At 69.7% G+C, this 12,433-nt stretch carries 13 protein-coding genes; all 13 read right to left on the reverse strand.

Going from position 1 to position 12,433, the window contains the following annotated elements; genetic code table 11:
* Positions 1 to 9: 9 nt before the first annotated feature.
* Positions 10 to 303, reverse strand: coding sequence for an NADH-quinone oxidoreductase subunit NuoK (gene nuoK / locus ABD140_RS27105; RefSeq protein WP_106397207.1), 294 nt, complete (start codon positions 301 to 303; stop codon positions 10 to 12).
* Positions 300 to 1,085 carry an NADH-quinone oxidoreductase subunit J gene (locus tag ABD140_RS27110; protein WP_344243824.1) on the reverse strand — a complete coding sequence of 262 codons (786 nt, stop codon included), beginning with the start codon at positions 1,083 to 1,085 and terminating at the stop codon, positions 300 to 302. The genes nuoK and ABD140_RS27110 overlap by 4 nt, the downstream gene beginning before the upstream one ends.
* On the reverse strand, positions 1,085 to 1,612 hold the full coding sequence (nuoI, locus tag ABD140_RS27115; RefSeq protein ID WP_344243825.1) for an NADH-quinone oxidoreductase subunit NuoI: 528 nt from the start codon (positions 1,610 to 1,612) through the stop codon (positions 1,085 to 1,087). Before nuoI ends, ABD140_RS27110 begins: the two co-directional genes overlap by 1 nt.
* Entirely contained in the window at positions 1,599 to 2,891 is a 1,293-nt protein-coding gene (gene nuoH / locus ABD140_RS27120) for an NADH-quinone oxidoreductase subunit NuoH (RefSeq protein WP_344243826.1), read from the reverse strand. The genes nuoI and nuoH overlap by 14 nt, the downstream gene beginning before the upstream one ends.
* Positions 2,891 to 5,290 carry an NADH-quinone oxidoreductase subunit G gene (locus ABD140_RS27125; protein WP_344243827.1) on the reverse strand — a complete coding sequence of 800 codons (2,400 nt, stop codon included), beginning with the start codon at positions 5,288 to 5,290 and terminating at the stop codon, positions 2,891 to 2,893. The genes nuoH and ABD140_RS27125 overlap by 1 nt, the downstream gene beginning before the upstream one ends.
* On the reverse strand, positions 5,291 to 6,583 hold the full coding sequence (gene nuoF / locus ABD140_RS27130; RefSeq protein ID WP_344243828.1) for an NADH-quinone oxidoreductase subunit NuoF: 1,293 nt from the start codon (positions 6,581 to 6,583) through the stop codon (positions 5,291 to 5,293).
* Positions 6,580 to 7,251, reverse strand: coding sequence for an NADH-quinone oxidoreductase subunit NuoE (gene nuoE, locus ABD140_RS27135; protein ID WP_344243829.1), 672 nt, complete (start codon positions 7,249 to 7,251; stop codon positions 6,580 to 6,582). The genes nuoF and nuoE overlap by 4 nt, the downstream gene beginning before the upstream one ends.
* Positions 7,248 to 8,606 carry an NADH-quinone oxidoreductase subunit D gene (locus tag ABD140_RS27140; RefSeq protein ID WP_344243830.1) on the reverse strand — a complete coding sequence of 453 codons (1,359 nt, stop codon included), beginning with the start codon at positions 8,604 to 8,606 and terminating at the stop codon, positions 7,248 to 7,250. Before ABD140_RS27140 ends, nuoE begins: the two co-directional genes overlap by 4 nt.
* Positions 8,603 to 9,244 (reverse strand): NADH-quinone oxidoreductase subunit C, encoded by a 642-nt coding sequence (locus ABD140_RS27145; protein WP_344243831.1) that lies wholly within the window; start codon positions 9,242 to 9,244, stop codon positions 8,603 to 8,605. The genes ABD140_RS27140 and ABD140_RS27145 overlap by 4 nt, the downstream gene beginning before the upstream one ends.
* Positions 9,241 to 9,795, reverse strand: a complete 555-nt coding sequence (locus tag ABD140_RS27150; RefSeq protein WP_344243832.1) for a NuoB/complex I 20 kDa subunit family protein — start codon at positions 9,793 to 9,795, stop codon at positions 9,241 to 9,243. The genes ABD140_RS27145 and ABD140_RS27150 overlap by 4 nt, the downstream gene beginning before the upstream one ends.
* A 5-nt stretch (positions 9,796 to 9,800) precedes the next feature.
* Positions 9,801 to 10,160, reverse strand: coding sequence for an NADH-quinone oxidoreductase subunit A (locus ABD140_RS27155; RefSeq protein ID WP_344243833.1), 360 nt, complete (start codon positions 10,158 to 10,160; stop codon positions 9,801 to 9,803).
* Positions 10,161 to 10,271: 111 nt separating this feature from the next.
* Positions 10,272 to 11,522 carry a geranylgeranyl reductase family protein gene (locus ABD140_RS27160; RefSeq protein WP_344243834.1) on the reverse strand — a complete coding sequence of 417 codons (1,251 nt, stop codon included), beginning with the start codon at positions 11,520 to 11,522 and terminating at the stop codon, positions 10,272 to 10,274.
* 188 nt (positions 11,523 to 11,710) lie between these two features.
* Positions 11,711 to 12,424 carry a demethylmenaquinone methyltransferase gene (locus tag ABD140_RS27165; protein WP_344243835.1) on the reverse strand — a complete coding sequence of 238 codons (714 nt, stop codon included), beginning with the start codon at positions 12,422 to 12,424 and terminating at the stop codon, positions 11,711 to 11,713.
* Between the last annotated feature and the right edge of the window lie 9 nt (positions 12,425 to 12,433).

The raw sequence follows: 12,433 nt of genomic DNA on the forward strand, positions 1-12,433 counted from the left end.
GCAAGCCCCTCAGTACTTCAGCAGGCTCGCGTCGTCGACCGACGAGGACCTGCGGGAACGGAAGATGGTCATGATGATCGCCAGCCCCACCACGACCTCGGCGGCCGCGACGACCATCACGAAGAACGCGATGACCTGGCCGTCCAGGTTGCCGTGCATCTTGGAGAAGCTCACGAAGGCGAGGTTCGTGGCGTTGAGCATGAGCTCGACGCACATGAACACCACGATGGCGTTGCGGCGGATCAGGACGCCCACCGCGCCGATGCTGAACAGCAGCGCCGACAGGATGAGGTAGTGGCTCACTTGCCGACCTCCTCGACGGTCTCGACGGTCTCCTCGACGGCCTGGACGTCGGCCTCGATCGCCTCGGCCTGGCTCTCACCGCCGAGGTCGGGGTGCCGGTCGACGGTGTCGCCGCGGCCGGTGAGCACCGGGTTGAGCGAGCGCTCGGCGACCGAGCCGTCCGGCAGCAGCGCGGGCATGTCGACCGCGTTGTGCCGGGCGTAGGTGCCCGAGCTGGGCAGCAGGCCCGGGTGCTCCCCGGACTTGAAGCGCTGCACCGACAGCAGGCGCTGGCCCGCCTTGGGCGACACCCGCTCCTTGTGCGCCAGCACCATCGCGCCGAGCGCCGCGGTGATCAGCAGGGCGCTGGTCACCTCGAAGGCGAACACGTACCTGTTGAAGATCAGCCGTGCCAGGCCCATGACGTTGCCCTCGCCGTTGGCGGCGGCGAGGCCGGTGTCGGCGGGGAAGACCGCGCTCCCGATGCCGAAGACCAGCAGGCCGGCGAAGCCCAGGCCCGCGACCGCCGCCCAGATCCGCTGGCCGGAGATGGTCTCCACCAGCGAGTCGACGGTGGCGACGCCGACCAGCATCAGCACGAACAGGAAGAGCATCAGCACCGCGCCGGTGTAGACGATCACCTGCACGAGCGCCAGGAACGGCGCGTCCTGCACCGCGTAGAGCACGGCCAGGCTGAGCATGACCACGGCCAGCAGCAGCGCCGAGTACACGGCCTTGCGCTGGAAGATCATGCCGAGGGCGGCGGCCACCGAGACCACCGCCAGGATCCAGAACGCCACCATCAGAAGTCACCGTCCTTGGCGCCGAGCCCGAGGCGGTAGTAGTCCTCTTCGGTCTCGCCGAGCCGCATCTCGTGCGGCGGCTGCTCCATGCCCTCGCGCAGCGGGGCGAGCAGCATCTCCTTGGTGTAGATCAGCGACTCGCGGCTGTCGTCGGCCAGCTCGTACTCGTTGGTCATGGTCAGCGCCCGCGTGGGGCACGCCTCGATGCACAGCCCGCACAGGATGCAGCGCAGGTAGTTGATCTGGTAGACCCGGCCGTAGCGCTCGCCCGGGGAGAAGCGCTCGTCCTCGGTGTTGTCGCCCGCCTCGACGTAGATCGCGTCGGCGGGGCAGGCCCAGGCGCACAGCTCGCAGCCGATGCACTTCTCCAGCCCGTCCGGCCAGCGGTTGAGCTGGTGCCGGCCGTGGAACCGGGGCGCGGTGGGCTTCTTGACCTCGGGGTACTGGACGGTCTCCACCTTGGTGAACAGCTGGTGGAACGCGACTCCGAAGCCCTTCACCGGGTTCAGGAAGTCAGTGAACCCCACTTTCGACCTCCTTCTGCGGGGACGTCCCGTGGTAGTGCGGGGCGTCCATCGGGGGCACCGGGAAGCCGCCCGCGAACGGGTCCTCCCGCTCGGCCCTGGCCTTCTCGACGTCATCCGGTTCGGAGACCGCCTGCTTGTCCTTGCGGACCATGTCGTAGAGCACCGAGGCGCCCAGGGCCAGCGCCACCACGACCGCGGCGACGACGACCAGGGTGCCGGTGCCGTATCCCTCCCGGGTGAGCGCGCGCATGGTGGCGACCAGCATGATCCAGCCCAGGGAGAACGGGATGAGCACCTTCCAGCCCAGCTTCATCAGCTGGTCGTAGCGCACCCGCGGCAGGGACGCGCGCAGCCAGATGAAGAAGAAGATGAAGGCCCAGATCTTGACCAGGAACCACAGCACCGGCCACCAGCCCTCGTTGGCGCCGGCCCACACGGTGGAGATCGGCGCCGGGGCCCGCCAGCCGCCCAGGAACAGGGTGGTGGCCAGGGCCGAGAGGGTGGCGAGGTTGATGTACTCGGCGAGGAAGAACATCGCGAACTTCAGCGAGGAGTACTCGGTGTGGAAGCCGGCGACCAGCTCGCCCTCGCCCTCGGGCAGGTCGAAGGGGATGCGGTTGGACTCGCCCATCATCGTGATCACGTAGACCACGAAGGAGGGCAGCAGCGCCACCGCGAACCACCGGTCGGCCTGCGCCTCGACGATGCCGGAGGTGGAGAGCGTGCCCGCGAAGAGGAACACCGCCACGAACGACAGGCCCATCGCGATCTCGTAGGAGATCACCTGGGCGCTGGAGCGCAGGCCGCCCAGCAGCGAGTAGGGCGACATGGACGACCAGCCGGCCAGCACGATGCCGTAGACGCCGATGGAGGCCATCGCCAGCACCAGCAGGACCGCGACGGGGAGGTCGGTGCCCTGCAGCGGCGTGTGGTGGCCGAAGATCGACACGGTCGGCCCGAACGGGATGATGACGAAGGACACGAACGCCGGGATCGCGGCGACCACCGGGGCCGTCCAGAAGATGATCTTGTCGACGCCCGAGGGGACGATGTCCTCCTTCAGGGCCAGCTTCACGCCGTCGGCCAGGCCCTGCAGCAGGCCGAACGGCCCGGCGCGGTTGGGGCCGACGCGCAGCTGCATCCGGCCGATGATGCGGCGTTCCACCCACATCGACAGCAGCACGGTCACGACCAGGAAGACGAAGATGACCAGCACCTTGCCGAGCATCAGCCACCAGGGGTCCTGGCCGAACGCGGGGAGCGACGGATCGGGAGCCATCAGCCCACACCTCCGATCTTCACGATGCTGCCGGTCGTGGCGCCGAGCTCGCGCAGCAGGTTCTTGCCGGACGAGTTCGCCGGCAGCCAGATGACGCCTTCGGGCAGATCGTCGATCCGCAGCGGGACCGTGATCGCGCCCTCGTCGGTGGAGACGGTGACCAGGCCGTTCAGCCCGTTCTCCGCCGCCGTCTTGGCCGACACGCGGGCGACCGCGGGCCGCGCGGTGCCCTTCAGGTGCGGCTCGCCGTCCTGCATGCGCCCGTCGTCCAGCAGCAGCCGCCAGGTGGCCAGCACCGCCTCGCCCGCGCCGGGCGTGAAGGTGAAGTCCGCCAGCGTGCCCGGCGCGTCGGGGCGCTCGCCCCGGTGCGCGCCCAGGTCGGCCAGCTCCCGGCGGGCGGCGGCCGGGTCGGGCAGCCCCAGGTGCACGTCGAGCTCGTCGGCCAGGGCGCCCAGCACCCGCAGGTCCGACAGCGCGCTCGGCGTCTTCAGCGCCGCCTCGAACGGGCGGCCCCTGCCCTCCCAGTCCACGAACGTCCCGGACTTCTCCTGGACGGCCGCGACCGGCAGCACCACGTCGGCGCGGTCGGTGACCGCGCTGACCCGCTGCTCCAGGCTGACGATGAAGCCGGTGCGCTCCAGGGCGCTCAGCGCGAACCCCGGGTGCTCCAGGTCGTAGGGGTCGACGCCGCCGATCAGCAGCGCCTCGATCTCCCCGGACGCGGCGGCGGCCAGGATGTGCGCGCCGTCCCGTCCGGGCTCGTCCGGCAGGCTGCTCACCCCCCAGACCCGCGCGACCTCGACCCGCGCCGCGGTGTTGTCGACCGGACGGCCGATCGGCAGCAGGCCGGGCAGCTCGCCGGCCTCCAGCGCCCGGCGCAGGTCGGCGCGGCGCGGCACCCAGGCCAGCCGGGCGCCGGTGGTCTGCGCGAGCCGCACCGCGGCGCTGAGCGCCCCGGTGGTCTGCGCGAGCCGCTCGCCGACCAGGATGACCGAGCCCTCGGCCGACAGGGCCTCGGCCGCCTCGCCGGAGATGCTCAGCGCCTCCGGCTCGCCGCCCGGGCCGGCCTGCAGCAGGCCGCCGTCGAGCTTGCGCAGCCCGTCCGTGGCGAACGGGGCGATCGACAGGACCCGCATGCCCTTCTTGCGGACGGCCTTGCGCAGCCGCAGGAAGACGATCGGCGACTCCTCCTCGGGCTCCAGGCCCGCGAGCAGCACGACCGGCGCGTTCTCCAGGTCCTGGTAGGAGACCTCGATGCCGTGCCCCGCTACGCCGTAGGCCAGGAAGTCGGCCTCCTCGGCGGTGTGCGGGCGGGCGCGGAAGTCGATGTCGTTGGTGCCCAGCGCGATGCGCGCGAACTTGGAGTACGCGTAGGCGTCCTCCAGCGTCAGCCGCCCGCCGGTCAGGACCCCGGCCTTCCTCCCGGCCAGACCCGCCGCGGCCGCGGCGAGCGCCTCGGGCCACGAGGCGGGCTCCAGCACGCCCTCGGCGTTGCGGACCAGCGGGTAGCGCAGCCGGTCCGGCTCGGTGGCGTAGGTGAAGGCCCAGCGGCCCTTGTCGCAGTTCCACTCCTCGTTGACCTGCGGGTCGTCACCGGCCAGGCGCCGGGTGACCTTGCCGCGCCGGTGGTCGGTGCGCTGGGCGCAGCCGGACGCGCAGTGCTCGCACACCGACGGCGTGGAGACCAGGTCGAACGGCCGCGCCCGGAACCGGTAGGCCGCGCCGGTCAGCGCGCCGACCGGGCAGATCTGCACGGTGTTGCCCGAGAAGTAGGACGAGAACGGCTTGCCGTCCGCCACGCCCACCTGTTCCTTGGCCCCGCGCTCGAAGAGGTCGATGAACGGGTCGCCGGCGATCTGGTCGGAGAAGCGGGTGCACCGGGCGCACTGCACGCAGCGCTCCCGGTCCAGCAGGACCTGCGAGGACAGCGGCAGCGGCTTGGGGAACGTGCGCTTGCGCTCCACGAACCGCGACTCGCCCCGCCCGTTGGACATCGCCTGGTTCTGCAGGGGGCACTCGCCGCCCTTGTCGCAGACCGGGCAGTCCAGCGGGTGGTTGATGAGCAGGAACTCCATCACGCCCTTCTGCGCCTTGTCGGCGACCGGGGACGTGAGCTGGGTGTTGATCACCATGCCGGGCGCGACCGGGATGGTGCAGGACGCCTGCGGCTTGGGGAAGCCCCGGCCGTTGCCGGCGTCGGGGATGTCCACCAGGCACTGGCGGCAGGCGCCGACCGGGTCGAGCAGCGGGTGGTCGCAGAACCGCGGGATCTGGATGCCGAGCAGCTCGGCGGCCCGGATGACCAGCGTGCCCTTGGGGACGCTGACCTCGAAGCCGTCGATGGTGACGGTGACCAGGTCCTCCTGCGGAACGACGCCCGTTTCAGAGGTGGCAGTCATCTATGCCCCCCACTTCGTGGACTTGGCGTGGTCGAAGGGGCACCCGCCGTGGGAGAAGTGCGCCAGGTACTCCTCGCGGAAGTGCTTGATCGAGGAGTGGATGGGGCTGGTCGCACCGTCTCCCAGGGCGCAGAACGACCGGCCGAGGATGTTGTCGGCGATGTCGTTGAGGGTCGACAGGTCCTCTTCGGTGCCCTGTCCCGCCTCCAGCCGCTTCATCATCTGCTTGAGCCAGTAGGTGCCCTCGCGGCACGGCGTGCACTTGCCGCAGGACTCGTGCGCGTAGAACTCCGTCCAGCGCAGCACCGCCCGCACCACGCAGGTCGTCTCGTCGAAGATCTGCAGCGCCCGGGTGCCCAGCATCGACCCGGCCGCGCCGACGGACTCGAAGTCCAGCGGCACGTCCAGGTGCTCGGCCGTGAAGATCGGCGTGGAGGAGCCGCCGGGGGTCCAGAACTTCAGTTCGTGCCCCTCGCGGATGCCTCCGGCCATCTCCAGCAGCTCGCGCAGCGTGATGCCCAGCGGCGCCTCGTACTGGCCGGGCCGCGTCACGTGGCCCGACAGCGAGAAGATGCCGAAGCCCTTGGACTTCTCGGTGCCCATGGAGGCGAACCAGTCGGCGCCGCGGTCGACGATCGAGGGAACCGAGGCGATCGACTCGACGTTGTTCACCACGGTGGGCCCGCCGTAGAGGCCCGCGACGGCCGGGAAGGGAGGCTTGAGCCGGGGCTGGCCCCGGAACCCCTCCAGCGAGTCCAAGAGCGCGGTCTCCTCGCCGCAGATGTAGGCGCCTGCGCCGGCGTGCACCACGAGGTCGAGGTCGAACCCCGAGCCGAGGATGTCCCGGCCGAGGTATCCGGCCTCGTACGCCTCCTCCACCGCCTGCCGGAGCCTGCGGATGACGTGCAGGACCTCACCGCGCACATAGATGAACGCCTGGTGCGCGCCGATCGCGTACGAGCTGATGATCACCCCCTCGACGAGCACGTGGGGGTCGGCCATCATGAGCGGGATGTCCTTGCAGGTGCCCGGCTCGGACTCGTCGGCGTTGACCACCAGGTAGGTGGGCTTGCCCGTGCCCTGGGCGAGGAAGCCCCACTTCATGCCGGTGGGGAACCCCGCGCCGCCGCGGCCGCGCAGACCGGAGTCCTTGACCGCCTCGACGATGGCCGAGGGCTCCATGCCCAGTGCCTTGCGCAGCGGCTGGTAGCCGCCGTTGCGCTCGTACGCCGTGCGCGTGAACGAGTCCGCCTGGTCCCAGTTCTTCGTGAGAACGGGGGTGAGCGTGGTCATGGGGCTTCCCAACCCTTCTCCTTGGCCAGCTCCACGCCGATCCGGGACTCGGGGCCGGCCTGGACGCCCTCGTGGGCGCGGCCGTCGTTGAACCCGGCCAGGACGCGGGAGGCCTCCTTGAACGAGCAGATGCCGCTCGCGCCGCGGGTGGGCGGCACCGGGCGTCCGGCGCGCAGGTCGTCGACGAGCTGCTTGGCGCTCTCGGGGGTCTGGTTGTCGTAGAACTCCCAGTTGACCATCATGACCGGCGCGTAGTCGCAGGCCGCGTTGCACTCCAGGCGCTCCAGCGAGACCTTGCCGTCCTCGGTGGCCTGGTCGTGCCCGACGCCCACGTGCTCGCTCAGCGACTCCCAGATCTCGTCGCCGCCGAGCACCGCGCACAGCGTGTTGACGCACACGCCCACGTGGTACTCGCCCATCGGCGCCCGCTTGTACTGGGTGTAGAAGGTCGCGACGCCGACGACCTGCGCGGGGGTCACCCCGAGCATGTCGGCGCAGAACTGCACGCCCTGCCGGGTGATGTGCCCGTCCTGCGACTGCACCAGGTGCAGCAGCGGCAGCAGCGCGCTGCGCGGCTGCGGGTAGCGGGCGATGATGTCCTTCGCGTCCTGTTCCAGACGCTGCCTGGTCTCCACCTCGTACGGGGAGCCCTCGGGGAAGTGACTCATCGGTCGACTCCTCCCATCACGGGATCGATGGACGCGACCGCGGCGATGACGTCGGCGACGAAGCTGCCTTCGCACATCGCGGCCGTGGCCTGCAGGTTGGTGAACGACGGGTCGCGGAAGTGCACGCGGTAGGGCCGGGTCCCGCCGTCGGAGACGACGTGCGCGGCCAGCTCGCCGCGCGGGGACTCGATCGCCGCGTACGCCTGGCCGGCCGGCACCCGGAAGCCCTCGGTCACCAGCTTGAAGTGGTGGATCAGGGCCTCCATGGACTCGCCCATGATGTGCCCGATGTGGGCGGGCGAGTTGCCCATGCCGTCGGTGCCGATCGCCAGCTGGGCGGGCCAGCCGATCTTCTTGTCCTCGATCATCACCGGGCCGTCCTTGGCCGAGCCCTTGGTGAGCCGCTCGACGCACTGCTCGACGATCTTCAGGGACTCCTCCATCTCGGCCATCCGGACGAGGTAGCGGCCGTACACGTCGCAGGACTCCTGCGTGTGCACCTTGAAGTCGTAGGTCTCGTAACCGCAGTACGGCTGGGACTTGCGCAGGTCCCACGGCAGGCCGGTGGAGCGCAGCACCGGGCCGGTGATGCCCAGCGCCATGCAGCCGGTCAGGTCGAGGTAGGCGATGTCCTTGGTCCGCGCCAGGTAGATCGGGTTGGCGTCCAGCAGCTTGCGCATCTGCTGGAACCGCTCGGGCATGCGCTTGAGGTAGTCGCGCAGCTTGGCGATGGCGGCCGGGCCGATGTCCTGGGCGACGCCGCCGGGGCGGACGTAGGCCATGTTCATCCGCAGGCCGCAGATCTCCTCGAACAGGTCGAGGGTGTACTCGCGCTCGATGAAGCCGTTGAGCATGACCGTGGTCGCGCCCAGCTCCAGGCCGAACGTCGCGATCGCCACCAGGTGGGAGGAGATCCGGTTGAGCTCCATCATGAGCACCCGGATGACGTTCGCCCGCTCGGGGATGCGGTCGGTGATGCCCAGCAGCTTCTCCACGGCCAGGCAGTACGCGGTCTCGTTGAAGATCGGCGCCAGGTAGTCCATCCGGGTGCAGAACGTGGTGCCCTGCGTCCAGGTGCGGAACTCCATGTTCTTCTCGATGCCGGTGTGCAGGTAGCCGATGCCGACCTGCACCCGCTCGACCGTCTCGCCGTCGAGGGTCAGGATGAGCCGCAGCACGCCGTGGGTGGACGGGTGCTGCGGTCCCATGTTGACCACGAGCCGCTCGTCGGTGTCGGTGTCCCTGGCGCCCTCGACGACCTCGTCCCAGTCGGCCCCGGCGAGGTTGTACACCTTGCCTTCGGCCGCTCCGTCGTCCGTGGCGCCCGCCCGGTACGCGTCGTAGGTGGTGGTCATGAGTACGACCTCCGCTCGTCCGGCGGCGGGATCTCCGCGCCGCGGTATTCGACGGGGATGCCGCCGAGGGGGTAGTCCTTGCGCTGGGGGTGGCCCACCCAGTCGTCGGGCATCTCGATCCTGGTCAGCGCCGGGTGGCCGTCGAAGACGATCCCGAAGAAGTCCCAGGTCTCCCGTTCGTGCCAGTCGGCCGTGGGGTACACCGGAACCAGGGAGTCGACGTGCGGGTCGGCGTCGGGGATGCCGACCTCCAGCCGGACGCGCCGGTTGTGGGTGATCGAGAGCAGGTGGTAGACGGCGTGCAGTTCACTGCCGGTCTCGGCGGGGTAGTGGACGCCCGAGACGCCGGACAGCAGTTCGAACCGCAGTCCGGGCGCGTCGCGCAGCGTCCTGGCCAGTTCCAGCAGCCGCTCGCGCCGCACGTGGAAAGTTACCTCTCCGCGATGAACCACGACCCGCTCGATCGCGTCAGAGAAACCGGACCGCTCCAGTTCGTCCGCGATCTCGTCGAAGTACTCGCCGTAGGGCCGGGGCGTCGATTCCAACACCGGCTGGGGTACCACCAGCCTGCCGTACCCGGAGGTGTCGCCCGTCGTGTTCGCCCCGAACATGCCCTGGCGCTGGACGATGTCGCTCATGACCGCGCTCCCGACTGGCCCAGCAGCGGCAGCTGCCGCAGCTTCGCCCGCTCCAGCTCCTGGACCTGCTTCTCGCGCTGCGCGCCCAGTTTCGTGTTCTGGATCTTGTCGTGGAGTTTGAGGATCGCGTCCAGCAGCATCTCGGGCCGCGGGGGGCATCCGGGCAGGTAGATGTCCACTGGTACGATGTGGTCCACTCCCTGAACGATCGCGTAGTTGTTGAACATGCCTCCAGAAGACGCACAGACACCCATCGCGATCACCCACTTGGGTTCCGACATCTGGTCGTAGACCTGCCGGAGGACGGGAGCCATCTTCTGGCTGACCCGGCCCGCGACGATCATCAGGTCCGCCTGTCTCGGCGATCCCGAGGCGCGCTCCATGCCCCAGCGGGAGAAGTCATGCCTCGGGTCGCCCGCCGCCATCATCTCGATGGCGCAGCAGGCGAGCCCGAAGGTGGCCGGCCACAGAGAGCTCTTGCGCGCCCATCCGGCGACCTGCTCGACCGTGGTGAGCAGGAAACCGCTGGGAAGTTTCTCTTCCAGACCCATGTGAATCAGTCCCACTCCAAGCCGCCGCGCCGCCAGACATAGGCGTACGCGACGAGGACGGTGACGATGAACAGCACCATCTCGATGAGACCGAAGATCCCCAGACCGTCGAAGGCGACGGCCCAGGGATACAGGAAGACGATCTCGATGTCGAAGACGATGAAGAGCATCGCCGTGAGGTAGTACTTCACGGGGAAGCGTCCGCCGCCGACCGGCTGCGGGGTCGGCTCGATCCCGCATTCGTAGGCCTCGAGCTTCGCCCTGTTCCAGCGTTTAGGCCCGGTGAAGGCCGCCATGATCACCGAACCGATGGCGAAGGCCGCCGCCAGCGCCGCCAGTACGACGATCGGGTAGTAGAGGTCCACGGGTTTACACACCTCCCTCATAGCTCGTGATGCATCTCACCCGTGTGAGCTGCATCATCCTAGTGAGAACGCGCATTGGTCCGTACCGGTGGGTTCAGTTGTGGGCAGAAATCAGGCGTTCGGCGCAATCCTGGTCATCGCGGTGATGACCCTGTCCATCGCGTCGCCGCCGCGCGGATCGGTGAGGTTGGCCAGGAGCTTCAGCGTGAACCGCATCAGCGTCGGGTGCGGCAGCCCGTGCCGGGTGGCGAACTTCATCACCCGCGGGTCGCCGATGGCCTTCACGAAGATCCGGCCGATCGTGAAATAGCCCCCGTGCTCCTCCTTGAGGATGCGGGGGTATTCGTACAGCGCCCGTTCCCGCTGGGCCGCGGTCGGTCTGGCCAGCGCCTGCACGATGATGTCGGCGGCCAGGTGGCCCGACTCCATCGCGTAGTCGATGCCCTCGCCGTTGAACGGGTTGACCATGCCCCCGGCGTCGCCGACCAGCAGCAGGCCCCGGGAGTAGTGCGGCTGCCGGTTGAATCCCATCGGCAGTGCCGCGCCGCGGATCGGCCCCGTCGCGTGTTCCTCGTCGAACTGCCACTCCTTGGGCATTCCGGCGGTCCAGCGGCGGAGCATCTCGCGGTAGTCGGTGTTCTGGAAGGACTTGGAGGTGTTGAGCAGGCCGAGCCCGACGTTCGAGGTGCCGTTGCCGCACCCGAACACCCAGCCGTAGCCGGGCAGGAGCCGCTCGCCGTCCCACAGCTCCAGCCAGGACTCCAGGTAGTCGTCGTCGTGGCGCGGGGTCTCGTAGTAGCGCCGGACGGCCACGCCCATCGGGCGGTCCTCGCGCTTGCGGATGCCCATGGCCAGCGCGAGCCGCGCGGAGTTGCCGTCGGCGGCCACGACCAGCGGCGCGCGGAACTCCCTGCCGTCCTTGGTGCGCACGCCCGTCACCCGGTCGGTGCGCTCGTCGATGATCGGCTCGGTGACCGTGGTGTTCTGCAGCAGCGTGGCGCCCGCCTTGACGGCGTGCTCGGCCAGCAGCTGGTCCAGGTCCATGCGGGGGCGCACCAGCCCGAAGTCGGGGAAGGTGGCGAGCTCGGGCCAGGGCAGCTCCAGCCGCACTCCCCCGCCGTAGATGCGCAGGCCCTTGTTGCGGATCCAGCCGGGGGCGTTGATGTCCACGCCCATCGCGATGATCTGCCGCACCGCCCGCGGCGTGAGCCCGTCCCCGCAGATCTTGTCGCGCGGGAAGGTCGCCTTCTCCAGAAGGAGAACCTTCAGACCCGCCTGCGCCAGGTAGTACGCGGTGGTGGAACCGGCCGGTCCGGCGCCCACGACCACCACGTCGGCGGCTTCGGGGGAATGCTCGCTCAACTTCCAACCCTTTTCGCTACGCTGCGGCAAGTGCGTTTGTGAACTACTTCACAAGCACCCTTAGTTGCGAGGCTACACCCGTTGCGCAAAAGAGGGACTGGCGAGGTTGTTACCAACCAGTAGTTAAGGTCTGCCTAACTTCACCAGGTGAAACATCCCGGTGACGCGGGGGTCACGGACCGCTCCGCTCAGGCGGAGACGTCCTCCGGCCTGCGGGCGCGGTGGATCGCGGCGACGCCGAAGGTGAGGTCGCGCCACTGGACGCGCTCCCAGCCCGCCTCGGCGACCAGCGCCGCCAGCGCCGGCTGGTCCGGCCACTTCAGCGTGGACTCGGCCAGGTAGTTGTAGGAGTCGGGGTTGGAGCTGACCTTGGCCAGCAGCGGCAGGCCCACCTTGAGGTGCATCCGGTGCCCGAGGCCCAGCAGCGGGTTGGTGGGGTGGCTGACCTCGCAGACCACCAGCCGGCCGCCCGGCCGGGTCACCCGCAGCATCTCGCGCAGGGCGGCCGTGGTGTCGGCGACGTTGCGCAGCCCGAAGGAGATGGTGACGGCGTCGAAGGAGGCGTCCTGGAAGGGGAGCCGCAGCGCGTCTCCCGCGACGAAAGTCACACCGCGCCTGCCCTGCTGCCGCCGCGTCCCGACCTGGAGCATGCCGAGCGAGAAGTCGCACGCGACGCATTCGGCGCCGTTCTCGGCCAGCGCGGCGGTGGACGTGCCGGTGCCCGCCGCCAGATCCAGCACCCGCTCGCCCGGACGCGCGTCGACCGCGCGGGCCACCGCCCGCCGCCAGGCCCGGTCCTGGCCGCCCGTCATGAGGGTGTTGAGCAGGTCGTAGCGCTCGGCCGTGTCGTCGAACATCGCGGCCACGTCGGAGGGCTTCTTGGTCAGGTCAGCGCGGGTCATGGGGAGCAG

This window comes from Actinocorallia libanotica (genome assembly GCF_039525175.1).
In the GTDB taxonomy this organism is placed as follows: Bacteria; Actinomycetota; Actinomycetes; order Streptosporangiales; family Streptosporangiaceae; genus Actinocorallia; species Actinocorallia libanotica.